Below are 23,901 nucleotides of genomic sequence, written 5' to 3'. Positions count from 1 at the left end.
TCCGGACGCCAGCTCACCAAAGGGCAGCCTTGGCAAATTGCGCTCGACGACGAGCGCATTCCCGAGTTGCGCGCCCTGGTCCGACACACCAGTCCGTCCAGGAGGAAGGCATCATGAAACGGTTGGGTCCCCGATGAGCCGATGCCAGTTGGCCACGGGAACTTGGGTGGCCAGCATGGTTGCGGCCCGGTCGTGGCGGTCGTCGATCACCTCCATCAGGTCCAGGCGCTGAGCCGCGGTCAACTCGGTCATCGCCCAGTCATCCAGGATCAGCAGGTCGAGCCGGGCGATCCGTCGCAGCAGCCGGGCGAGCGAACCGTCCAGGCGGGCGGTGGCCAGATCGTCCAGCAGGCGGGTCAGCCGGGTGTAGAGGACGCTGTGGCCTTCCCGCGCCGCCTGGTTGCCGAGTGCACAGGCCAGCCAGGTCTTGCCGATCCCGGTCGGGCCGGTGATCAGAACCGGCCGGTTCTCTTTCACCCAACGCCCGATGGCCAGCTCGCGCACAATACCGCGATCGAGTCCACGCGGAGTGCGCAGGTCGAGATCCTCCAGACAGGCAGTCTGGCGCAGCCGGGCGCGTTTCAGCCGGCTGGCGAGCGCGGTGTTGGCCCGCTCCGCCGCCTCGCGTTCGATCAAGGTGCCCAACTGCTCGTCGAAGGCCAGTTGGCCGCGGTCGGGCAAGCGCTCCAACGCCTCCAGCCCCTTGGCCATCCCGTACAGACGCAACTGGCGCAACCGCTCGTGGTTGACGTGCTTCATCATCGTGTCTCCGTCAGTGATAGTAGGAAGGGCCGCGCAGATTGGCGTGCTCGCCGGCACCGGCCGGATCCGCCGACGTGGCGGGGGGCGCCGCCAACCAGCGCTGGACGTAGCGGTAGGATCCGACGTTGGCCTCCAGGGCCGCCTGGCAGGCTTGCTCCAGCCGGTCGGTGCCATGGGTGGCCGCCAGGCGGATCAGGCCAATCCCGGCCCGCACCGCCTGTTCGGGATGATCGGCGCCCGCCAAGATGCGCGCGAACAGCACCGCGGCGGCCGGGCCGATGGCGGCCAAGTCGGCCTGGATGGCGTCGGGGGTGAAGCGGGCGACGGCCCGGTGGTTGGCGGGGCGATGGGCGTCCAGCGTCACGGTGGCGCCATCCTGCCGCCGGACATGGCAGGCCATCCGCTTGCCGCGCAGGAAGACGCTGATCACGCCGGCAGTGCTGTGCACGTCTACCGTCTTGCCGACCAGCGTGTGGGGCACCGAGTAGACGCCACCGTCGAGGGCGAGATGATAGTCGGGCGGCACCTTGTGGCGAGCCCAGGTGCCGGGCACGAAGCGTTCCGGCGGCAAGGGGCGCAGGGTCGGCTTCTCCTCGGCGGCGAACAGGCCGGCGCGCGTGTCCTGTGGCCTGCGGCTCAAGGGAGCGGCGTTGAGGGCGACCAGCTTGTCGCGCAAGGCTGCGTTGGCAGCGTCCAACGTGGCGAAGGGCGTATCGCGCAACGGGGCCAGCACCCGCCGCTCGACCTGCTGCACACCGTTCTCGGCGCTGGGCTTATCGCGTGGGCGCCGGACCCGGGCCGGCAGGACGGCGGTGCGGTAGTGCCGGGCGAGATCGTGATAAGTCGGGTTGATCGCCGGATCGTAGAAGGAAGCGTGGCTGACGCCGACCTTGAGATTGTCGGGCACCAGCTTGCCTGGCACGCCGCCCAGATGGTCGAACAGCCGGACGTGCGAGGCCAGCCACTCCTCCGCCTGCTGGGTCCAGGTCGCCTCGGCATAGACGTAGCCCGAATACGGCAGGCAGGCGACAAACACCTGGGCCTGCCGCGCCTCGGCGCCGAGCCCGACGCTCAGCGTCATCCCGGCATAATCGACCTCGATCGCCGTCCCCGGCCGATGCTCCCGGCGCAGACGCGGCTCGGCATGGGCACCCTGCCATGCCCGGAAATGCTGGACGAATTGGGTGTAGCGATAGCCGCCGGGATGGACCTCCAGGTATTCCTCCCACAGCAGCCGCAGCGTTACGCCACGGCGGCTGAGTTCACGGCTGATGTGCCGCCAGTCGGGCACCGGGCGCGCCGACGTGACCGGAGGCGGGAACAGCCGCTCCTCCAACTCGACGTCCGTCCAGCCCAGCACATCCGCGTACCGCAGCCCGGAGGCCCGTAGCCGATCCAGGTAATCGCGCACGGTGCTGCGCGGCAGCCGGCAGGCATCGGCAATCTGCCGTTGGCTGGCGCCGAACTCATCCCGCAGACGAAGGACTTCTCTGATCCGCCGCATGTCCGACCTCGCTCGGGGCATCCCGATCCTCCTTGGCCTGTGCCGTGGAAAGATCATGGGGATGCCAAAGGCTGGTTCGGACCCCGACACCACCCCTACGGGTGGGCGAATTCACCGAAACGGGTGGGCGCTTTCACCGTTCTGCCCGGGCGCTTTCCGCCGTTCCCGCTGGGTGCTTTCCACCGAAATATGCACTCGGCGTTTCGGGGCCTTGTCTGACCGCGGGCGAGCGCGCGGAATCGCCAGTGCATTGCAGCTACGGTCGGACGACGTAATCGCGTCCGGTCTCCCTGGGGTCGGGGCCTATCCCGGACCGCACATAGGGGGACCACCAGAACGCGCCGGTCTTGCGCACCTTAACGTGGCCGCGGACCAGCGCGGCCACGGCTTGTCGCCGCTGCTCGGGGCCGAACGCCTCACCCTGCCGCTTGGCGCGGCGCTCGATGCGGCTCAGGTCCCACCGAACGGGCGCGGTGGACAGCACAGGCGGGCGACCCATTTGCGCCCGCTTCCGGTTGAGCTTGCTCACGTCCTCGGCGTCACCGACCTCGACGGGTGCGTTCCGGGCGTTCAGGAGAAGGAACACCTGGATCACACGCTCGGCGATGCTGTCGGCCATCGGAGTCAGCAACTCGCCGGACCGCCTGTCGGGCGCCTCGACGGTGACACCTTCGGGACTCACCAGGATGCGGCCGGGCATCACAATGGTCGTGCCATCGTAGCAAAAGGCGTAAGTGATCGAGAAGCCTTCGGACTCGGAGCAGACCAGGTAGCCGGTGCGCTCGGCGACGAACTGCGGACCTGCCTCTTGAGCAAACGCGCATTCGATCGGCTTGGCCTCCAGCCACACCGGGTCATGCGGCAGTCTCAGCAGCTGGCCCCATCCGCCGCACAAGATATTCCAGTCGATTTTGAGCGCGTCGGCCTGGTCGATGAGGAGCGCGTCCAGAGACAGGCGGGCGCAGGACCGGATCACGCTTGCGACGACGCGCGCCGCGTCGGACGCGCCTTTGCGAGTGCCCTCGGCGACGACAGCGGAGGCGAACGTTCCCGACAGCTTCGGAGCTTCGCGGCGCTGCAGATCGGCGGTGCCGTTTGCCCCCACCTCGACGGCTCGGCGCACATCGCGAGCTGCCGTCTCGCGCATCACCTTGTGCGTGGGGTCGCTGTCCAGGGCTTCCGCCGCTAGAGGCGTTGCCAGCGGCGCGTCGGTGGCCAGAGCCCGCCCGTATTGCAGTAGCGCCCACGCGACGCCTTGCTCCCACACAGCCACGGCGCGCAAAGCCTCGTGAAACCGGTCCTGCGCCACCGGATCGGTCAGCAACATCGACTCCAGCGTGTTGGCGCGGAACATTGCCGACAACCACGGTTCCACCGTCGGACGCGGGCAGGCGACGTCCGGGAAGCCGAGCGATCGGCGGTCAGCAGCCATCTGACGCCACACCGCCTCACCACCGCCCTTGGTGGCGACGTAGCCGGTGACGAGAGGCCCGTTCCAGCCGCGCACTCCCGCGTCGAACCTGAAGCCTCCCGGCACCGGGACCGCCGCGAACGTCCAGTCGCCGTGTTCGACGCTGCCGCGGTCGGCTAGCGGTTTCAGCGCGCGCAAAATCTTGGGCAACGAACTCTTCGTCTCGGGCCTAATCAGGGACCCATGGCCCGTTTCGAGGGTCAAGTGCCAGAGCGGATCGTGCGCCATCCAAGTCCTCCATGTTCCCTTGCTCGGCCGAAGATCATCGTGATCCGGCCTGTCTTTGTTGTCATGGTGATAGTGTAACTCGTAAACGTTAAAATACGTAATACAATAAACGAAGTATTGTGAGTGAGAGCGACAGCACATAGTAAAAGTCTAGCGCTGGCTTAGAGCGAACGGACCTTGGCGAATTCCGCCTTGGGAACCGTGCGGCCAGCGGCGGTCAGGATTTCTCGCACGTTGTCGGTGACGACTACGCACATGTCATTTCTCCAATGGTTTTGGTTATGGAAGTCGATGTGTTAGACGTTCGACCTTGGCTTTCCCGGGGCAGCGCGGTCGCCCGCCCAGAATCACTCATTCCAGTTGATGACCGCGTTGGCCGTAGTGGCTTCAGGCGAGGATGTCGTTGAGCGCGTTCAACGCGTTCTCCACGTCCCGGCGCACTCGGCCCAAGTCCGCGTCTCTTCCGCGTTCGGGGAGTCTTCCTCCGAATCCTCGTATTCCTTGTCGAGGCGGTGGAGGGCCTCCTCGGCAGCTTCCCAAGCGGCTTCCGCCTCTCCCCTCTTCTTCGAGTCCATGTTTGCTGCGAGCCAATTGATACGGCTCACATGGGTGGCGAGGGTGTCGCCATCTTCGCCGATGAACATATCGCCGGTGATGGCGCGGAGTTTTTTCATCATCATTCCCCAGTTGGTGTTGTGGCGTGGGTTAGTTGAGTGCGTTAGAAACCTGCCAAGTACATCTGCGCACCGCGCCGGATTCCTGTTCCAGCAACCCGCCGACCTGCCCTACGACCTTGCTGGTCCGCCGAGGCTCCATCAGGAAAAGGACTGTGGGGATCCGAACGGATGGGTTCTGGGAGTCTTTTTCCGAACACCGCCGATATTCTTGGCTCCCGCATTTTGGGATCGGCTACCATCCGTACGGCGGCCTAGGGCCTGTTAGGACTTGAGCCAGTCGAGAGCGGCGGCCAAGCAAAGCACTCCCATGAAGGAGACGGCGGTCTTCTCATGGCGGGTGGCGATAGCGCGCCATTCTTTCAGCCGGGCCCACAGGCGCTCGACGATGTTGCGATTGTTGTAGATCCAGGCTGGACAGGCGACCGGCGCCTCGTTGCTTTTGGCTGGGACGGCGGGACGGGCGCCGAGGTCCCACACGTGCTGCCGGAAGGCATCGGACGCATACCCGCGGTCGGCCACGATCCACGCGGGCACGTCGGGGAGGATGTCCAGCAGATCCGGAGCGAGCGGCAGTTCGTGGGCTTGCCCGGGTGCCAGGGTAAAGCCCAGAGCGCGTCCGCCGCCGTCGGCTATCACGCAGGCCTTCGTGCCATAGCCGCCACGAGACCGGCCAAGGCCCTCACGCACGTCTCGCCGTGCTCCAGATCCCCTTTTTTGGACGCACCCGCGGCCTTGGGGTGCGCCCGGATCGTGGTGCCATCCAGGAACGTCATGCCGAGCGCGACGCCGCGCTGCTGGGCCAGATCGAGCAAGCGCTCCCACACGCCCAGTCGTGCCCAGCGGATGAAGGTCTGCGCGGCCATCCACCACGGCCCCAAGTCCGGCGGGATGGCGCGCCACTTGGCTCCGTTCGTGTGCCGCCAGAGGATCGCCGTAACCGTGCGGCGCAGGTGCTGGGGTGGCGTCTTGCCGCGCGGGCGGCACGCTTCGATCAGCGGATGCAGAATCTTCCATTCCGCGTCCGTCAGAACCTCGCTTCCGTACTCAACTGCCATCCCAACCAAATGGGCACGGACCTCAAGCGCTAACAGCCCCTAACATCCGAACCCAAGAACCTTCATTCACGATGTCTCGCCGGCCATCCATCACTCCGACTTTTTGACAGGCAACGTCGGTCAGCGTCATTTTTTGTACGACGCGATAATACGGGTTACATGCTCCTGTGCGAATATGCTGTGGCGGGAATGTATTTTCTTTGGGTAACTGCGATGGCCAAGACTGACAAAAGCGCGATGGATCGGACCTCGGCGGCGGCAAAAACGACGTGGGATGATCTCCTGGTTGATCCTTCGAGCACACCCTGCGAGGGCGATCGTGCGTTCGCCCCGGCCACGGCTGCTCTGAAAGAACTGGCGGCCAAGGTGGTGAGCCCGGCCGAGCAGGCTGTGGCGGATGTGCCAGCCCACAAGAAGGGCGCGTCCGCCAAGAAGGCGTCGAAGCAGGTCGAAGCGGCGTCTGTGTTCCCCGACGAACGGTCCAAGGGCCGTCCCAAGATGAACCCCGCCGACAAAAAGGACGTGCTGTTGCAAGCTCGGGTTAAGGCGACCTTCGTCGAACTCGTCGAGCTGGTCACCGCACGCGAAGTCGAACGGCGTGCGCAGATGCTCGGTGTGGATCGCGAGGCCATTGTCCTGAAACCATCGCAGCTCGTCCGCGAGATCCTCGAAACCGAGGTCAAGCGCAGGGCAAGGGAGTTCGGACTGCTCGCGGCCTGAGGAAACACTCAAGCCAAGGGGGCAAAAACATGAAGACCGTGTTTGTCAGCCAGAGGAAGGGCGGCGCCGGAAAAGGGGTCACCTGCCACGCCATCGCGTTCGGCCTATCGCGCGCTCTGCGTCCGGACGGCCAGCCGAACCTGAACGTGCTGTACCACACCGATGTGGCCAGCGACGCTGAAGAAAGGCTGATCAAGCAGGAAAAGCGCCCCTACATCGCCGTGCGCGGCAAGGACATGCTGTCTCGCGTTCTGGCTAAGGCCCAGGCCGAGAACCGCCTCGACAACCTGATCCTCATCGTAGACGGCGGGGCCAACCGGTCCGAGTTCGACGTCGAACTGGCATCACGCTCCGACTTGGTCGTCATTCCCGTGATGCCGACGGACGACAGCTATTTGCGCGCTCGCCTGACCCTGGACACCGTCGCACCGGTCGTGCGCGAGGGCGTGCCGGTGCGCTTCCTGCTGAACGCCTGGCCGACGGACGAAAAGCGTCGGCTGAAAGTCGAGTCCGAGCTGGGTTTCCGGGACTTCTTCGAGGCCGCCGAGATCCTCACGATGGCGACCCGCCTGCCCAATCGGGAAATGCTCAGGGATCTGAGCAACTACTCAGTTCCGATGAAGGACAAGCTCGCCTACGGCACCATCGTGCGTCCCACCACGGCGCTCGCAAAGGAGGCCGCGGACCTGCTCGGCTTGGAGCTGAACTGGCCTGAGCCAACCCGCACGGCGCGCCATCTGCATCCGGTTGGAGAAGATGAGTGAGGTACTCCGGCCTGACGGCGATTCTCCTATTACGGCCTGCCGCTGCAGGTTATCAACGGCAAGCACCCGTTGCATCGCGGTCGCGCGGACTACCACAGGCGCACTGAATTTCGGTCGATTGCCGCGCCCCCTCCTTTCCGGCAGGAAAACAAGGGGCTGAAGCCGAAGATGCCCGACGCCAATCTTGGGATGACGGTCGGGATGCTGTGGGCACAGCGGCAGGCTCAGCCGGAACGTGAACGCCTGATGTCCCCAATGGCGACGGCCTGAACGAGTTCCTGATGCGCGCCATGGAAAAGTGGCAGACAGCCACGGCATCGGCGTTCGCGAGGCCAGCCGCTGGGCGGCCGAGGTCGCCGGCGAGACCCTGATCAAGGCGGCACGCGAGGGCATCACGCACGCGTTTGCCGGCTACGAGGTGGACCAGCCAGGGGCGCATCCTGCTGGAGTGCGACAAGGAGGCCGAGGAAGCGGCACACAAGGGGCACACAAGGCCGATCAGGCGGCGCGAGGCCCGAGCATGGAGGATCATTCTCAAGGGCAAGGCGGGGAAGCTGAACAGGAAGCTGGGGATCATGAAGGCCGACGCTTGAGAGCGTCGCGCGTCAAACAGAGAGGGGGCCGGCGGTTCGACCGCCGGCTCCCTCTCTGTTCGAACAATTATTTTTCGGTGCGGCTGGGCGGGACGCTGCGTGCGCAGGTGATGTCCAGACACAACTTCCGAAAAAGAGGATTTCCATGAGCATCACCACAACCGACATCCATGACCGCCTGCTCAACAAGGCCATCGACCACGCCGAAGCGATTGTGGCCAAGCGCCGCTGGGCGGGTGAATTCCTCCGTGAGCCCGTGGCCATGCTCGCGAGTGGTACGAAGGCGCTGGAGCAGCATGGCTGGCGTGGCACCATCGGTATCTTCGGCTATGTGCTGAGCGGGAAGACCACCGCCGCCGAGGCACTCGCGGCAGCCCTGAGGGAAGAGTTTCCCGAGGTGCCAGTCGCGGTCGTCAATGACGCCATGGTCAACAATCGCTTCGCCACGAAAACCCAACTCAAGAAGTTCGCCGAGGAGGGGATTGTCATCGCCACCGGCGAGGACCTGAGCCGCTACGCGGGCCTGTCCGTCAACTTCCTGTCCGGAGCTATGCGGGAATCTGGGTGATGACGGTCTGACGAGGGCGGCGTATCGAGGTGGGCGACGAAACCTGCCAGAACCTCCACGAGGGAGCGATACGCCATGGATGAGAATAGCAAGGTTGTCCGGCTGCGTCAGCCGGAGGAGATCGACGACCCGCTGACCGCCATCTTACGCGCTGGTGCCCGCCGGCTGCTGGAGCAGGCGATCGAGGCGGAGGTGGAAAGCTTCCTGGCCTCCCTGAAGGAGGTCACGTTGCCGGACGGCCGCGAGCGGGTCGTGCGGCACGGCCATGGTCCCGAACGAACGATCCAGACCGGCATCGGCCCGGTGGCGGTCCGCCGCGCCAAGGTGCGCGACCGTGGCGGCGCCAAGGCTGGCGAGCGGGTCCGCTTCACCTCGGCGATCCTGCCCCGCTGGGCGCGGCGGACCAAGAGCCTGGACGCCCTGCTGCCGGTGCTCTACCTGCGCGGCGTCTCCACCGGCGACTTCCAGGACGCGTTGAGCGCGCTGCTCGGCCGGGACGCCCCGAACCTGTCGCCCTCAGTGATCGGCCGGCTCAAGGAGGAGTGGGCGACCGCCTACGCACGCTGGCAAAAGCGCGACCTGTCGGCCCGGCGCTGGGTGCATAAAACCGCCAACGTCCTGAACAAGGTGGCCAAAACGGTGCAGCCGGCGATGAAGCAGGACTTGCCGGAGATCTGGATGGCCCCGGACCGCGCCGCCGCGGAAACGGCCATGGCGACGTTCGTGAGGAAGTACGCGCTCAAGTACGCCAAGGCGGTGGAGTGCCTGACCAAGGACCGCGCCGCGCTGCTCGCCTTTTACGATTTCCCGGCCGAACACTGGGATCACATCCGGACCAGCAATCCCATCGAGAGCGTGTTCGCCACCGTCCGCCACCGAACCTTCCGCACCAAGGGAGCGCTCTCGCAGGACACCGCCAAGCTGATGGTGTTCAAGCTGGTCTCCGCCGCCGCGAAAACTTGGCGCCGCCTCCAGGGCGAAAACCAGTTGCCCAAGATGATCCGCGGCGTCACATTCCGCGACGGCATCGAGGTCACCGACACTGCGTCACAGAACGCCGCCTGACCCCCCGTCACCCAATTTCCCGCATAGCTCCCGGCCGGACCTTGCGAAGTGCGGTGATGCACAATGAGCCAGGTTGACCAGGAAATGAGACCTTGGGAAAAGTTGCGCCGGCGCAACTGAGAAACGGTTGCAATACTCTAATGATTATTCAACCAGAATCCAGTTGCCGCCGGCGCAACTGGAACCCGAGTCATGTGCCGGAGCGCGGTGTTCGTCGGACGCGTCAAACACATGTCGTCCATCTGGCGGTCAACGGTGTTTGGGTCATCACAGGGGCGTGCGTCTCTTCCGACAGCAGGTGGACGGACCTGATCGTCTGCTTTTCGCTATGACCAGTCATTTGGCATCCATGCGCTATCGTAACGTGGTGGTGTAGAGCTATGCGGGAATCTGGGTGATGACGGTCTGAAGAGGGCGGCGTATCGAGGTGGGTGACGAAACCTGCCAGAACCTCCACGAGGGAGCGATACGCCATGGATGAGAATAGCAAGGTTGTCCGGCTGCGTCAGCCGGAGGAGATCGACGACCCGCTGACGGCCATCTTACGCGCTGGTGCCCGCCGGCTGCTGGAGCAGGCGATCGAGGCGGAGGTGGAAAGCTTCCTGGCCGCCATGAAGGACGTCACGTTGCCGGACGGCCGCGAGCGGGTTGTGCGGCACGGCCATGGTCCCGAACGGATAATCCAGACCGGCATTGGGCCAGTGCCGGTCCGCCGCGCCAAGGTGCGCGACCGTGGTGGCGCCGAGGCTGGCGAGCGGGTCCGCTTCACCTCAGCGATCCTGCCCCGCTGGGCGCGGCGGACCAAGAGCCTGGACGCCCTGCTGCCGGTGCTCTACCTGCGCGGCGTCTCCACCGGCGACTTCCAGGAGGCGCTGAGCGCCCTGCTGGGCAAGGACGCCCCGAACCTGTCGCCCTCGGTGATCGGTCGGCTGAAGGAGGAGTGGGCGGCCGACTACGCGCGGTGGCAACGACGCGACCTGTCGGCGCGGCGCTACGTCTACGTCTGGGCCGATGGCGTCTACCTGCAGGCCCGCATGGAGCCGGTGGCCGAATGCATGCTGGTGATCATCGGGGCCACCCCGGAGGGCCGCAAGGAACTGGTCGGCTTCCAGGTCGGCGTGCGCGAGAGCGCGCAGAGCTGGCGCGAGCTGCTGGTGGACATCCAGGCCCGCGGCCTCACCATCGCCCCCGAACTTGCGGTCGCCGATGGGGCGCTCGGCTTCTGGAAGGCGCTGGAGGAGATCTTCTTCACCACCCGGCAGCAACGCTGCTGGGTGCATAAAACCGCGAACGTCCTGAACAAGGTGACCAAGGCGGTGCAGCCAGCGATGAAGCAGGACCTGCGTGAGATCTGGATGGCGCCGGACCGCGCCGCCGCGGAAACCGCTATGGCGACGTTCGTGAAGAAGTATGCGCTCAAGTACGCCAAGGCGGTGGAGTGCCTGGGCAAGGACCGTGCCGCGCTGCTCGCCTTTTACGATTTCCCGGCCGAACACTGGGATCACATCCGGACTAGCAATCCCATCGAGAGCGTGTTCGCCACCGTCCGACACCGAGCCGTCCGCACCAAGGGAGCGCTCTCCCAGGACACCGCCAAGCTGATGGTGTTCAAGCTGGTCACCGCTGCCGCGAAAACCTGGCGCCGGCTGCAGGGCGAAAACCTGTTGCCCAAGGTCATCCAGGGCGTCACATTCCGCAACGGCATCGAGGTCACCGACGCCGCGTCACAGAACGCCGCCTGACCAGACCGTCACCCAGTTTCCCGCATAGCTCTGGTGGTGTAAGCAGAAAAGCCAGCATCCACCGCTTGCAAGCGCCATGGACAGGTTCTAGGTTCGGGTCAGGTTCCGCAATTTCCTGTACGGAGACAGCGGTTCCGAACCGAGGGGCCTATCGTCAGCTTCTAAGAAGCTCCGTCTTGGCGCCGCCCGGTTCTATCTATGGCTCCTACTCGCATTGCCGCCGCATCCATGCCCAAATCAATCAACCCGTTTCCAGTTCTCTTGAAGTCTTTGGTTAATCTCGGAGCAACTTCCGAAGCAGGCTTCGAGGGGCTGCTGCGTGACGCAGTCGCCAAGGTCATTGGCCGGCGCCTCAACCTTGTGAAGCCCGGGCCGCAAGGTGGTATCGACACGGGAACGGATCCGCTGGATGCCAACCCGTCCGTTGCGGTCGAGGCAAAGCGCTATGGGCAGAAGACCGCGCTCGGACTTGACCAACTCAAAGCGAAGCTGGTGGATGCGGTTGGGCGGCGGCCGGACCTCGACCTTCTGATTTTCGGAGCGACCCGAGAAATCAGTCGTGACGACCAAGATGAACTTGTTCGCCAAGGTGAGGCGCTGGGGATTGGCGTCGTCGCCATTGACTGGCCGAAGTCGGCCACCATCCTGCCTCCCCTGGGCGTGCTGTGCGCCCTGGTGCCGGAGGTCTTGCTCAGTCGCATTACCGACCCGTCGGAGGCTGCTGCGACGGAGGCGTGTTTAAAACAGCTGCGCGCGCATCCCGGCTTCCAAGAGGCCAGCGATGCTCTCCAAAATCGGCTGACCCGGCCGGACATGGGGTGGAGCGCCGCCCGGCGGGGCATGGCCGATTGGCTGCGCCAAGCGTTCGCCAGCCGCAACGACGCGATGGCGCGCCTCCATGGGCTGGTCAACCTGCTCGACACGGAGGTTCGCCGTGTCCCCCGGCCGCGGCTGATGAACGTAATGGACGGATGGTGGGCGAAACGCCCAGCCCCGCTTGTCCTCCTGGGCGAAGAAGGGGTTGGCAAGTCTTGGGCTCCGCTGGCGTGGTGGCACGAACGGGCCGGCGCCGATGGTGCCGAATTACCGCTGACCCTGGTTGTTCCGGCCCGAGACGTGACCGACACGGACGTACATGGTCTGGTCGCGCGTCTGCTTGCCCAACGAACGGGCCTGCGCAACGAGGAATTCTGGCGCCGCCGAGTAACCCTCTGGCTGAAATCTCCGATGCCGACACCCAGGTTCCTGCTCGTGTTTGACGGGTTGAACGAGCATTGGTCTTTCCGCAACTGGGCCAACATCCTGGCGCAATTGACCCCACCGCCTTGGCGCGGACAGGCGGCGGTGGTCCTCACGTGTCGCCCTGACCACTGGACCCAGTCCCTGCACGGACTTGCCGGCGCTGAACCGCCCCCCGAGATCCATAGGATCGAGCCCTTCGACGACGCGGAATTGGACGCGCTGCTCAGGCTGCACAATCTATCCCGCAGCGATTTCGCCGAGGGTTTGATCCCATTGCTAAAGGTGCCGCGGCTGTGTGATCTGGCCATCCGCCATCGCCGGGTACTGGCCGAAAGTGGCGACATCACGCGCGAACGCCTCGTGTATGAGGATTGGAAAGACCGTGTGTCTCGTCGCGGCAGCCAGCTGCCCGTCAGCGACTCGGCCTTTCAGGAGTTCGTTGCGGGCCTGGGGCAGCGGCTGCGCGCCCAGTTGGGTGACGATGCCGATGCTGGCCTGTCCGTGACTCGTGCCGAACTGACCGCCGAACTGGGTGCCGAGGGTGGCCACGGCTCAGATTCCCTTCGGATGACGGTTAGCGAGATTATCGACGGCCGCTGGATGCGGTCCGTCCCTGGAAAGGCCAACCGATTCCGCCTGAACAAAAACCTCATGCCCTACGCACTCGGCATGGCGCTGGTTGAGCAGTTGCGCGAATTGCCGGAAGCGGCAAGAGGCGATGAACTCGCCGCCTTCCTGGAGCCACTGCGGGAACAAGATCTGGCTGTGGATCTGCTGCGCGCTGCAGTGACCGTCGCGCTCGTAGATTCCGGTTGTTCGGCATCGCTCCGTCAAACGCTGCTGGACGCATGGTTTCACCGGCAGAATTTTCGAAGCGGCGACTTTGAGACGTTCTGGAGGTTGCTGCCTCAGGACTGCAGCGTTTTCTTCGCTCTGGCGGAGGAGACATGGCTGCGCAGACGATCAGACCACCAGCGGGACGAGGTGCTAATCAAAGGGTTTGCCAAAGCAGCAGATCGCTGGCCGGCTCTCGGAGAACGAATCGTCGCGTGGTGTTCCCAGTGGCTGGGAACCCATTGGGACGATCCACGAAGAGGCATGGTCCTCGGGTACCGCCCGGAGGCCGAGGGCGTTGCCGACCGCTGCGCCCGGACGCGGGAGCGTCGTGCCTCATGGGATGAAGTCGCCGGATCGCTCGTCCCGCCCATTCCAATCCGCGACTGTATCGACGGAGACGTCTTCTGGTTGGCCTGCCGGGTGCTCGGCATCCTTTCCTACCTGCCACGCGCGCAAATCGTTCCAGCACTTACAGCCTGGGCGGTCAGTCGAGCGATCATGGGAGAGGGAGCCCAAGCGGACCAAGTCGCCTGGATTCTGCGGTTGCCCTACCACGATAATGACCTCGCGGATCAAGGCCAAGCTATGCGTGAGGGCGTTCGAAGGGAAGCGGAACGGCTGCTGGAGCTAAAACCCTCGGTAGCTTTGGAGGCTGCGCGCCTGCTGCTGGAAGCGCTCGCTACACCTGATGCTGCTCGGCAAGTGGAATCACTGAAGCGAGAGGAGACACCGTCCTGGGTACGGCCGAGCACGGTGACGGTGGATGGTGCTGGCAGCCTCCTGCAGTGGGACTTTGAAGCCGCCCGCACGAGGCCTCCCGGCGAGAAGGCGCCTTTGGAGGCCGCCAGTGACCTGAGTGATTATGCTATCCATCCCGATTATCAGCTGTCCGATGCAGACGCGGCACGTTTGCGGAGCTTAGCCGACACCACGGATGCGGGACGCCTCTGGTTGGTGATGAGCAACACAAGCGAGGACATTGCCGTAGAGTCGGCGGAAGCCGCGTTGGCGCGCTGGGCTCCGGAATCCCTAGGCGACCTATACCGCCGTTTGTTCGCGGGTGCGGCATCGCGCACCAAGGAAGCCCTGGACCAGCTTGCGTTTCAGCTTCCCGCCCACCTGCTGCTGCTCGGAGTTGACGAGTGTTCGGCGATCAAAGCTGCGCTGCACTCTACCGAAGAGGACAAGCGCGGCAGGTCGGCAGAGACGTCCCTGATGCTGGCAACGTTGATCGGGCGCACCGCGGCCGAGCAGATTGGCGTGTTCCTGCAGCAGCCGAACGGGCCAGACTTCGAGAGTAGGCACCATTGCATCCTGGCCGTGCCGAACGCCGACGACTTCGCCCGCGTTGCCGAGCAATTGCAACCTGATGCGCCGGTGCCGCGGTTGTGCGGCTGGCTCTGGTATCTCTGTCACGTCCGGCTCGACGCGATGCCGCCCGGATATCCACCTCTGCTTGCTCTGTTTAACCACGCCGACAGTCGGGTTCGCCAGCTCGCCCTTAAGGTGGTGTGCAATTCCAACGATGCGGAATTGGCCGCTGCTTTGGCCGACACGTCGTGGCGCTGCACGCAAGCCATGGATCGCAATGAGGTGATATATGGCTCATTCGCGTTGACGAACGCGGCCGGCCGGATTCCCGCTGCAGATATTCGCCTGCGGATCGATCCTCAGGCATGGGGATTCCTCGCCCTTCGCGAAGATGCGACGGAACAGGATCTCGACGTCTTCGCTGACTTCATCGGACAGCGCATCAACGACCACCTCTCAGAACAGCAGACATCGACAGCGATTTTTCAGCAATACTTCAATCTCAATCGGATTATCGACCGGCTGGTGGAGCGCCGAGGTGCACGGGTTGTCGAGTGGGTACAGCCTCTGGTGTCTGGAGCCCGGCGGACGCCCGCCACAGGATTGATTGAGGATTTTCCGTACATCGACATCTGTCGGGCGCTGCTTCGCCACCGGCCGGTTGATGGTGCCGCCCTTTGGACCAAACTGCGGCAGCACCATGAACGTGGTCTAGTGAGGAGCGACTCCATTTCACTCCTGCCCTTCGAGGTCCCCGAAGCCGAACCTATCGATGAACTGCGTCATTATGTCTGTGACCACACATACGACGATTACGAGTTGAGTCTGATTGCCACGGCAATCATCGATAGTGGCCAGCAGGGCTGGTTGATTCGCCGTATAGAGCGCGATTTGAGCGGGTCCTCCGCAGGGCAGATAGCGCGCGGGCTGTGGCTTGCTGGTCTGCTCGACGCTTCTGATGCCGCGGATCATTTGTGGCGGGCAGGGCTCGCCAACCCTCCGGCCCCCGGCTGGCTGGCCGATGTCCATGCGCTGGCCGACAGACAGTACCGCCGGAACATTCAAGCACGTCGTTGGCTGGATGAGTTCTTGGAAGAGCGTGACCGCGACCGGGCGTTTGGGCGGCATCTGCTGTTCCTGCGTTGTGCCGACCGCCGTGCCTACGCTTGGGCACCTGAGCGGCTTCGTGAAGCATGGGACGATCTTCCCGAACCTTGGCGGCTCCATTGGAATCTGTGCTTTCAAGACTTGAAGACGACGATCGAGAAGCGGGACAAGAAGGGAAGGGAGACTCTGTTCGGCACCAAGATCACCTCCCATATTCAGTGGCCATGGCGGTAAGGTCGTTGGTTCAGGATCGGAAGGACGCGGTTAAGCCGGTCCCTCTCCGACCAGTGCCGTCGCACGGTGCTGTACGGGAGGCGTTCGTTGGCGCGTCATCTCGCCCGTTCATTCATTGGTCGGTACTTCCCGCTCAGCCGAGCAAAAGCGACAGCGCGTGTAACGCTGAATTTTGTGCCCCTCAATGTATGGTGCCGGTCATGGACAGCTAGATCGCTGCCATCACCTGCAGCAATTGGGGGCTCCGAGCGGCTGACGGGGTGCTGCTGGGCCCGTTTAGGATGCAGGAATATTGAGCCATGCTGCGCCAGTCCGCTGGCGGATCAACGTTTTGGCGGTCGTGCCCGGTGCACAGCTGAGTTGGTCCGCTCCGGGCCAAAGGCGGCTGTTCGCAGCCTTTTTCGCTGATGGAAGTGTTGGGCAATGGGCGCAAGTTGCGCCGGCGCAACTGAAAAAAGGTTGATTTTCACGCTGTGCTTCACAACCAAAATCGAGTTGCGCCGGCGCAACTGGCGCCCCTGAACCGCGAGGTTCTAGCTATTACGATCAGATCGACACTGGTTCTCGGGACCATCAGATCGCACGAGTATCGGGTTTATCTCGATCGCACGACAGCCGCCGCGAGGTAGGCGGCGATAGAGCGTCGAGTCTGAGCACACCAACCGCCTGGAAACGTCCTCAACGGTCCTGTTCAGGTTCCTCAGAAGTTCCATGGCGGTCTCCGTGTCCTCGACGGTCAGCGAGGCCTGCCGGCGCTGTGGCGGACGCGGACGCGGGCAGCATCCAGTCCCGCCATGGTCTTGGTATAATTGTGCTGGCGTTTGAATTCCGCCTCCTCTTCAAGGATCTGAAGGTCAGGGCGAGACGCGAGCCGCGTCTCGCCCTGACCACACCGCCCATTACACTGGCACGATTTCGACGAGACGGGCCCCTACTGTCCGTTGGTGAGCGCCGCCTACACCGAACTGGTGCGCACCTGTGGGCCGGGCATCGTCATCGTTGCGGAAGTTCCTAAGAGCCCGTTTGGGAATGAGGGTTTGCCTGTTTTCCGTGTGGAAGCGGGAGACAGGCAATGTGGACGAAGGCTCATCGAGCGAAGCAGGCGGGGCCGGACCGGCGGTCACAGCGGTATCCGACGGACCTGACGGACACGGAGTGGATCGGCTCGCGGGTTCCTTTCTGATCGCATGGGGTGGCGGCCGCGTGCCGACCACGGACGGAAGCATGAAACCGGCGACGTGATCCATTCGGGGGCTTGACGTCCAACGGCCCATTACGGAAGCAATCCCATCGTCCTGGCTGTCGCCGGCCTGCTGGTGGTCACCGTGGCGCTGAAGGTCCTGCGATCCCTGGTCAGTATGGCGATCCTGGTGGCCGCCGCCGCGGTGGTGTTGGGCTACCTTGGGATCGGGCCGGGCGTGCTGCTGCGGGCGGTTGGGCTGGTGGGGTAAGTGCGGAGGTCTCGGAATTTCCTGAATTTTTTAATTCCGTCCCCCAAAGCACAATCGCGTCCCATCGGATGTTCAGCCGCGGGCCAACTGCCCGCAGGATGCCGATTCCTGGACATGTCGATCCCTGCCATGAGGTCTTTTTGTCCCCCAAAGCACAATTGGCCGCCCCGATAAGCACCACACCTGGCGTCGTCCCAGATCGCGCTTCGTTTTTTGTCCCCCAAAGCACAATCATCCAGATCGGAAGATAGAATCGTCATGGAATCGGGTGACGCAGCGAACCCCAGGTGGCTTGCTTGATCCTATGGAACCCTATTTCTGTCCCCCAAAGCACGCAGACGCACTAGATCAGGCCAACAACACGATCAACCACGGCGGGCGAGCTTGGCCATTCATCGGGCGGCAGCCTACAAGATTTTGAAGTTCGACGGGTTTTTGTCCCCCAAGGCACGCATCGACCCTCTGGACTCTGGGCCCGCTTCAATCCGAAACTGCGTCTGATGGTTGAGTGGAGGCGGTATGATGGCGAGGGCACGAAAGGAACAGGCGAAGGAGGGTATGCCCATGCAGACCTCTTTGCTGCCCTATTTCGACAGCCCCCTCACCAAGGCTGTCAAGTCGGTCAGCCACTTCCTCGCGAATCCGTTTTTCGAGCTTGATCGCAAAGCCAAGCGCCGCGAACTCACCTACCAGGATGGTGCCATCAAGATCGAGATGAAGGCCCTCGAAGGTCAGGGGTTGGCGACCATTTATGATCGCGACCTGCTGCTGTACGTCGGCAGCCTCATGGCCCAGAAGATCAAGAACGGCGAGATTGATCCGGCTAAGGCAGGATCAAGTGAGGAAGAACGCACCTTTATATTCACCGCTAACGACTTCATTCGGATCGCCGGCAGGGATCGTTCGGGCCGAGGCTACGACCGCATCGAAGAGATGGTGGATCGGCTCAAGGGCACGATGGTCAAGACCAACATCAAGTCTGGCCGTACCACGATCAAAGGCTACTTCTCCTGGCTTTCCGACGGGACCATGCTGGAGTTCGTCGATGACGAAGAAGGCAAGCCTCGCCTGCGGTTCATCCGAGTTGTTCTTTGCAAGTGGCTCTATGAGTCCATGCTGGGCGACGCTAACCAACTTGAGCTGGTTCCGGAGTATTTCGGCCTCACCCCTATCGCTCGGCGCCTGTATGACTTGGCGCATGTGAATTGCCAAGGTGAACGACTTTGGGAGATCGACTTGGGAAGCCTACACAAGCAAGTTGGCTGTTCCATGCTGCCCAGGAAGTTCGCAGATGAATTGCGGGCCATTGCGGAGGCCGATGTCCTCCCGCAATACCGGTTCCGGTTCACCGACAAGAACATCTCGCCCCGCAAAGGCCGCGGGCGTCCGCCAGTGAACGGTGTTGTGATCGAGTTTACGCCGCGTGACGTTGTGCTGGAAGGCGCCACGCCCCGGCAACCCGACCTTTTCACGCTGGAGGCTCCGATGTCGTAGTCAACAAAAAGCCCGCCACGAGGACGGGCTTTTTGCACAGATCGCTGCGGCCGTCTTGGACTGCGCGCTAGATCCGAAGTGGCATTCAGATCCTAGCTCAGTTCGACTCGACGGCCAAGGGAAATCGGGATTTTTTAATTCCCGATAATACCGGTGGCTTGCCTGCAGCGATCTCCCACGCCTGACCGACGCCGCGCCCTCTGGCGCCACGGGAGAGATCTGTCATGTTGTCCGCCACCGCGACACCACGGCCGAAATTCGGCACGCCGGCTTACTACGCCGCCATCAGCGCCGGCAGCATCAGCTGGGAGGATGCCGACCAGGATTGGCAGCGCGTCCAGGAACGCCGCCAGCATTGGGTGGCCACGCCCACTCCTCGCCGGGTCTTCCGAGACCGGCCGGTCAGGAAGCGCCAGTACGCCCGCGCCATGGCGACTACTGTCGCCCGGGACAGCCGCATCAGCAGTGGCGCCGTCCGCCTCCTCGTGATCCTACGCGCTATGTGCGGCGAGCGCGGGTTCGTGGCCACGACCAACGCAGCCCTGTGTGACGCCGTCGAAAAATCGCCGGCGACCATCAAGCGTTGGCTGCGCGAGTTGCGGGGCGATCTTCCCGGCGGAATCCCAGGCGACGCCTACGTGACCACCGACATCATCCGCGAGGGTGGTGTGCCGGTCGGTATCTACGTCGAGCTGACCAAACTGGTGCAACCCTTCTACGAGAACATTACCAGCCGCCAGAAACCCGCTCCGGAGTTATCCACAGACCGCTCAAATCTGAGCGACGTAAAGACAAGAGAATCTACTTATACGGAGAGGATGCTGCGCCGCTGCCAGACCATCCGAGAGGCAAAGGCGGAAAAGAAGGCTCATGCGATGCCTGCGGGAAAACCCTGGACAACAAACGCCCGTTCCCGAATGGCTCAGCAGCCTACCTCGGACACCCGCCAGCCACAGGAAACGCCCCCATGGCTGACCGATGATGGGTTGGATCCGGAAACCGGGAAGGTGATCAGGCTATTCGGCTGTCCATGAGGAACGGTCACGCAGCCTGCGCCACCATTCCCCGCGCCAACCCGGCCGCCAGCTTGTCGCGGGTTGCCAGGGCTTGGCGGAGCGTGTTTCGCTGCGCCACCGCCAGCTCAGCCGCCCGACGCTCGATCCAGCTCTCCACCGGCTTGGCGTGCATGGCCGGGGCAGGAACGACCGCCACCTTCTTGCCGCCCCAGCTCCCCAGCCGCGCGATGCTGGTAACGACTTCGCCAACCGTCGCCGACATGCGCTTCACGCCGGCCTCGGCCGCGTCCAACCCAGCGGCGCCCAGGCGCTGGGCGACCGTGCCGCGCGCTTCCTCCAGCCGCCGTGCGCTGTCGGCCGCGACCTCGGCAAAGGCGCGGTGCAGCTGCGCGTACTCGGCCGACGGATGCGCCGCGGCGGTGCGGGTGTGGCGATCCTTTTCCGCCTTGGCTGCACGGATCGCCTCCTCAAGGCTGCCCTTTGCCTGCCCCAGGAGAGCCGTCACAGTCGGGGGCGTGGTGGCGGCCAAACGGGCAAAAATGCGGCAGCGCTGAACGACGGCGCACAGCTCTCGCGACGAACCTTGATGGCGTTCGACCTGCTCCCTCAACGCGCGCATCAGAGCGGCGAACTGGGAGGCGTCACCGCTCTCGTCCCAGGACTTCAGGTTCCGCTCGTGGAGCAGGGCGGCAGCGTCGAGATACGCCGTAGCCGTCGTACGAGCCAGCATTTTTGCCTGCTCGGGCGTCAGGCGCCGGCCGGAAGCGATCTCCTGATTGGCCCGCTGAAAGAGCCTGTCCAACGGTCTGGCGATGCGGTCGTATTCGGCTTGTTTGGCCTGCATCTGAGTGGAGACCAGGGTCATCATCAGGGCCGACGTGGCGACCTGACCGAAAACCATCTGCTTCAGGTCGTCGCGCGCTTGCGCGGCAAGGGCGGTCTCACCGATGTGATTCTTGAGGTTTGAGATTTTCATTCTGATTACCCTGCCGATCCTTCTGAATCGACATCCTACTGTGTCTGTTGCCGCCCCGGCGCAAAGCAGGCCGGGACGGTCACGCTCCAGGTCAGGCGAAATAGGTTTCGGGCAGGTCGGGGAACGCGGCGCAGACCTTGGCTACGACCTCGTCGGCCTCTTCGAACGACGCGAGCGGATCGACATCAAAACGTTCCTCAAATTCTCCCAGGGCCGACAGCCAGCCGAGGCTGTAGAGGCAGGCCGCGGCGGCGGTCTCCGAAGTATCCTCGACGCCGAACCGACAGATGGTGCCGATCTCCATGTCCGACGACTTCGGGACGACCCGGTACGGGTCCTTCTGACCGGCCTCGGCACGCTCGCGGGCCAGCTGCCAGAAATCCGCGTAGCCTGCCTTCGCTGACGGCTCGACCATGGATAGACCCTTGAGCTGCTCCTCGATGGACTTTGCGGCTGAGCGCGCCGACGAAAGCCGCACCTCGGCCAAATGCGCATCGATCATCGCCACCAAGTCGTCGGCGTCAGGAACGGCGTCGGCGGGACGGATGAGGTGGTCGAGCGCACGATATAGGGCGGTGTCACGGATGGCGCTGGTCATGATGAGGATCTCCCTGGTTGGTGAGATCTCATGTGCGCGCGGATTTTGGAGTTGGAGACGGGGCATGTAGCCCAGCGGCGCCAAGGGCGCCGCTGGGCTACTGATCTCAAGCTTCCGCTTTCTTCCCTTTGGTCTTCTTCGGTTTTTCCGATTTCCCGGCCGTCGGCGTCTCACCGCCCTTCTCGCGGTAGGTCGCCAGGGCCAAGGCCGCCAGCACGTCCGACGCGTCCCCCGCGCCGTCGATCATTGCCTGCGCCTCAGGGTCGAGCGAGCGATCCTCGCCGAGCACCGCGTTGATCTCACCCACCTTTCGCACTCAGCAGGGCGATGAGGATCCGCGCGTCGTCCGGGTCTGAAATCCCGCTCAACCGTCCATTCGCGCGCCAGCCGCTCCAGGCGCAACCGGGAACGAAAATAGGGGGACGAAACTAAGGAGCGGTTGGAAAAGCGGTTGGGTAGGCCATGTGGAGGTCTTGGACTCCTGTCCTAGTTCTGGTAATGTTCTCCTGTTTTGGCTGTTAAAGGTCTGGCAACGGAGAGGAGTGTCAAACGACTTCAGGAACTGGTCCTTCCGCGTTTTTGACACTGCTGGCGAAATCAGGTGGCGCCTGCAAGCCCGACGAGTTGGCCGAAGTGCGACCGCCGGGTTGGCGCGATCGGGACGCCAGCCAGCCAGTCGCCGATCCTGACCAGGTTCATGGCGGCGGCGATGGCGACGTGCTGGAGACGGGTCTTCGCAAGGCCGACGTACCGAGCCCGGCGCAGGCCGAAGCTGCGCACCCCCTGGGACAGGGTCGCCTCCACTCCGGCCCGCAGCGCGTGCACGGCCCGGAACTCCGGGGTCCGTTCGCGCTTGCGGGCGGCCTGAAGCGCTTCGAATTCTCGTCGATCGCGCAGCGTCATCACCCGGCGCGACGCCGTCGGACCGGCACAGTCCGTGCGGTTCGGACACGGCTTGCAGTCAGCCTGGGAGAACTTCACTTTCACCGTTTCCCAGCCAAACTCGGTGCTCGCCGTCCAACCCGAGCTTTTGGCCCCTCTGGGACACGTCACATGCTGGGCGTCCCAATCGACCTGGAAGGCGGCTGCGGCAAAGCCCGTTCCCCGGCGCGCCTGCCATTGCAGGTCGGGGCGGGTCGGCCCGACCAGATCAACGCCGAAGTCCCGTGTGGCCTCGATCAGAAGAGCGGCGTCGAGATAGCCGGTGTCCACCAGGTGCTGGGCGGGCAGCAGCCCTTTGGCGGCCAGAGCCCGGTGGGCCGGTGTCGTCACCTCGCCATCGGCGGTGGGCGCGGTTTCGGTCTGCACATGGGTGATGATCCGCGGCCGTCCTTCGTCGCAAGCCTCGGTCAGGTGAGCCTTGTAGCCGACCCAGGTCGTGGTTCGCTTGCGCCCGTAGCGGGCATCCGCATCGTACGGCGAGCTGATGAAGCGTGACGACGGCGCATAGCCTTCACCGGGACCGCGCCAGCGGATGCCGTCGTCGCACAAGTAGAACTGCTGGACCCAGATGCGGCGTAGGATTTCCACCGCGGGCAGCCGGCGCAGCCAGTCCGGAGCCTCGTCCGCCCAAATCGCCGCCAACAGGTGATGGCCATCCTCGCCCAGTTCCCGAACATGCCCGTCGCGACCGGCCCGCGCTTTGGCGGCGTGCCCCCAATCGCCATGCCCGCTGTAGCGATCGGCCCAGTGCGACCGCGTCTGGCCGAGCAGCCAAGCCGGCGCGGCGACGGCGAGCACGTTCAATGCCTGCCGGAACGCTTCGGTAGCGGCGTCGATACGGCTGCGCATCTTGACGGCGGCCAGAACGTGGGTGGAGTCGGTGCGTTGACGGCCCAGCGGGCGAACCAGGCGGCGGGCGACGGCCACGGCGAGCACCGCGTCCAGCAACTCGTGCTCCGCATGCCCGTCCACGAGCCTGGCCCGAAACTCACAGAGGACAGTGCTGTCGAAGCCCGGGTCATCAAGCGGCAGGGCCAGCAGGTACTTCCAATCCAGGCGGGCTCGCACCGCATCGGCGGCGTCGCGATCCGACAGGCTCTCGGCGAACTGAAGCAGGGTGATCAGCGCCAGCCTGTCAAACGACTTCAGGAACTGGACCGGGGACGACACGAGGAACTGGACCCTCGAACGTCATAGCGTGTTCTCGGTGACCGCCGGGGCCGGATTCGTCTTGAGCAGGCCGGCCCGCCGCTTCTCCCGCAGCCGGTAGCTGTCGCCGCGGATGGTGATGACGTGGCTGTGGTGAAGCAGCCGGTCGAGAATGGCGGTGGCCACCACCGGATCGCCGAACACGGTTCCCCATTCGCTGACCGAACGGTTGCTGGTCACCAGCATCGAGCCGCGTTCATAACGGCGCGAACATCGTTATCCAAACTGCTCTGTTCCATGTCGGTTTCCTCCAACGGCGTTCGACGGAGCCATTTCATCGGTGGCTGAGCGTTCTTTCAGGCGCCACTCCCACTGACCACAGCCGCGTGTGGTTC

16 protein-coding genes and 2 pseudogenes are annotated in these 23,901 nt (G+C 64.1%); 8 read left to right on the top strand and 10 right to left on the bottom strand.

Features of this window, described 5'->3' with window-relative positions; translation table 11 throughout:
• Positions 1-120 precede the first annotated feature (120 nt).
• The 5 genes and pseudogenes from istB to DS837_RS30895 form a co-directional block, all read right to left on the bottom strand.
• A pseudogene (istB, locus tag DS837_RS30920) lies at positions 121-762 on the bottom strand (IS21-like element ISAzs2 family helper ATPase IstB); the annotation flags it as partial.
• A 10-nt stretch (positions 763-772) separates the two neighbouring features.
• A complete protein-coding gene (gene istA, locus DS837_RS30915; RefSeq protein WP_149168254.1) occupies positions 773-2,287 on the bottom strand; it encodes an IS21 family transposase in 1,515 nt (504 codons plus the stop codon).
• A 235-nt stretch (positions 2,288-2,522) separates the two neighbouring features.
• Positions 2,523-3,965 carry a hypothetical protein gene (locus DS837_RS30905; RefSeq protein ID WP_149168252.1) on the bottom strand — a complete coding sequence of 481 codons (1,443 nt, stop codon included), beginning with the start codon at positions 3,963-3,965 and terminating at the stop codon, positions 2,523-2,525.
• Positions 3,966-4,378: 413 nt separating this feature from the next.
• Positions 4,379-4,645, bottom strand: a complete 267-nt coding sequence (locus DS837_RS30900; protein WP_149168251.1) for a hypothetical protein — start codon at positions 4,643-4,645, stop codon at positions 4,379-4,381.
• A 258-nt stretch (positions 4,646-4,903) separates the two neighbouring features.
• A protein-coding gene (locus DS837_RS30895; RefSeq protein WP_149168250.1) for an IS5 family transposase occupies positions 4,904-5,697 on the bottom strand; the annotation gives its coding sequence in 2 pieces (ribosomal slippage) (positions 4,904-5,352 and positions 5,352-5,697; 795 coding nt in all).
• A gap of 213 nt (positions 5,698-5,910) precedes the next feature.
• On the opposite strand from DS837_RS30895, the gene DS837_RS30890 reads away from it, so the two are divergent.
• From DS837_RS30890 to DS837_RS30855, 8 genes are all read left to right on the top strand, one after another.
• The gene (locus DS837_RS30890) at positions 5,911-6,417 is read left to right on the top strand and encodes a hypothetical protein (protein ID WP_149168249.1); all 507 of its coding nucleotides are present in this window, start codon (positions 5,911-5,913) and stop codon (positions 6,415-6,417) included.
• Positions 6,418-6,446: 29 nt separating this feature from the next.
• Positions 6,447-7,181 (top strand): P-loop NTPase family protein, encoded by a 735-nt coding sequence (locus DS837_RS30885; protein WP_149168248.1) that lies wholly within the window; start codon positions 6,447-6,449, stop codon positions 7,179-7,181.
• 738 nt (positions 7,182-7,919) lie between these two features.
• On the top strand, positions 7,920-8,342 hold the full coding sequence (locus tag DS837_RS30880) for a hypothetical protein (protein WP_149168247.1): 423 nt from the start codon (positions 7,920-7,922) through the stop codon (positions 8,340-8,342).
• A gap of 75 nt (positions 8,343-8,417) precedes the next feature.
• Positions 8,418-9,407, top strand: a complete 990-nt coding sequence (locus DS837_RS30875) for a transposase (RefSeq protein WP_149168246.1) — start codon at positions 8,418-8,420, stop codon at positions 9,405-9,407.
• Positions 9,408-9,880: 473 nt separating this feature from the next.
• Positions 9,881-11,149, top strand: a complete 1,269-nt coding sequence (locus DS837_RS30870) for an IS256 family transposase (protein WP_170296053.1) — start codon at positions 9,881-9,883, stop codon at positions 11,147-11,149.
• A 228-nt stretch (positions 11,150-11,377) separates the two neighbouring features.
• The gene (locus DS837_RS30865) at positions 11,378-15,880 is read left to right on the top strand and encodes an NACHT domain-containing protein (RefSeq protein WP_247890221.1); all 4,503 of its coding nucleotides are present in this window, start codon (positions 11,378-11,380) and stop codon (positions 15,878-15,880) included.
• A gap of 2,015 nt (positions 15,881-17,895) precedes the next feature.
• Positions 17,896-18,825, top strand: a complete 930-nt coding sequence (locus tag DS837_RS30860) for a replication initiator protein A (protein WP_170296052.1) — start codon at positions 17,896-17,898, stop codon at positions 18,823-18,825.
• A gap of 224 nt (positions 18,826-19,049) precedes the next feature.
• On the top strand, positions 19,050-19,859 hold the full coding sequence (locus DS837_RS30855) for a hypothetical protein (protein ID WP_149168243.1): 810 nt from the start codon (positions 19,050-19,052) through the stop codon (positions 19,857-19,859).
• Positions 19,860-19,866: 7 nt separating this feature from the next.
• Here the strand turns inward: DS837_RS30855 and DS837_RS30850 are convergent, their stop codons facing one another.
• The 5 genes and pseudogenes from DS837_RS30850 to DS837_RS30830 all read right to left on the bottom strand — a co-directional run.
• Positions 19,867-20,817, bottom strand: coding sequence for a hypothetical protein (locus DS837_RS30850; protein WP_149168242.1), 951 nt, complete (start codon positions 20,815-20,817; stop codon positions 19,867-19,869).
• Positions 20,818-20,908: 91 nt separating this feature from the next.
• On the bottom strand, positions 20,909-21,415 hold the full coding sequence (locus tag DS837_RS30845; RefSeq protein ID WP_149168241.1) for a hypothetical protein: 507 nt from the start codon (positions 21,413-21,415) through the stop codon (positions 20,909-20,911).
• 106 nt (positions 21,416-21,521) lie between these two features.
• Positions 21,522-21,722: a hypothetical protein gene (locus DS837_RS30840; protein WP_149168240.1), complete on the bottom strand. Its 201-nt coding sequence runs from the start codon at positions 21,720-21,722 to the stop codon at positions 21,522-21,524.
• Between the two features lie 290 nt (positions 21,723-22,012).
• Positions 22,013-23,527 carry an IS1182 family transposase gene (locus tag DS837_RS30835; RefSeq protein WP_149168239.1) on the bottom strand — a complete coding sequence of 505 codons (1,515 nt, stop codon included), beginning with the start codon at positions 23,525-23,527 and terminating at the stop codon, positions 22,013-22,015.
• A gap of 21 nt (positions 23,528-23,548) precedes the next feature.
• Positions 23,549-23,776: pseudogene (locus DS837_RS30830) on the bottom strand (ATP-binding protein); the annotation flags it as partial.
• Between the last annotated feature and the right edge of the window lie 125 nt (positions 23,777-23,901).

It is taken from the genome of Azospirillum brasilense (assembly GCF_008365405.1).
GTDB classification, from domain to species: Bacteria; Pseudomonadota; Alphaproteobacteria; order Azospirillales; family Azospirillaceae; genus Azospirillum; species Azospirillum brasilense_D.
The sequence above is the reverse complement of the archived record's forward strand: the minus strand, read 5'-3'. Positions and strand labels throughout refer to the sequence as shown.

Coding starts and splice junctions, on each gene's coding strand:
- istA (WP_149168254.1), bottom strand. CDS start 2,287: ATGCCCCGAGCGAGGTCGGACATGCGGCGGATCAGAGAAGTCCTTCGT.
- DS837_RS30905 (WP_149168252.1), bottom strand. CDS start 3,965: ATGGCGCACGATCCGCTCTGGCACTTGACCCTCGAAACGGGCCATGGG.
- DS837_RS30900 (WP_149168251.1), bottom strand. CDS start 4,645: ATGATGATGAAAAAACTCCGCGCCATCACCGGCGATATGTTCATCGGC.
- DS837_RS30890 (WP_149168249.1), top strand. CDS start 5,911: ATGGCCAAGACTGACAAAAGCGCGATGGATCGGACCTCGGCGGCGGCA.
- DS837_RS30885 (WP_149168248.1), top strand. CDS start 6,447: ATGAAGACCGTGTTTGTCAGCCAGAGGAAGGGCGGCGCCGGAAAAGGG.
- DS837_RS30880 (WP_149168247.1), top strand. CDS start 7,920: ATGAGCATCACCACAACCGACATCCATGACCGCCTGCTCAACAAGGCC.
- DS837_RS30875 (WP_149168246.1), top strand. CDS start 8,418: ATGGATGAGAATAGCAAGGTTGTCCGGCTGCGTCAGCCGGAGGAGATC.
- DS837_RS30870 (WP_170296053.1), top strand. CDS start 9,881: ATGGATGAGAATAGCAAGGTTGTCCGGCTGCGTCAGCCGGAGGAGATC.
- DS837_RS30865 (WP_247890221.1), top strand. CDS start 11,378: ATGCCCAAATCAATCAACCCGTTTCCAGTTCTCTTGAAGTCTTTGGTT.
- DS837_RS30860 (WP_170296052.1), top strand. CDS start 17,896: ATGCAGACCTCTTTGCTGCCCTATTTCGACAGCCCCCTCACCAAGGCT.
- DS837_RS30855 (WP_149168243.1), top strand. CDS start 19,050: ATGTTGTCCGCCACCGCGACACCACGGCCGAAATTCGGCACGCCGGCT.
- DS837_RS30850 (WP_149168242.1), bottom strand. CDS start 20,817: ATGAAAATCTCAAACCTCAAGAATCACATCGGTGAGACCGCCCTTGCC.
- DS837_RS30845 (WP_149168241.1), bottom strand. CDS start 21,415: ATGACCAGCGCCATCCGTGACACCGCCCTATATCGTGCGCTCGACCAC.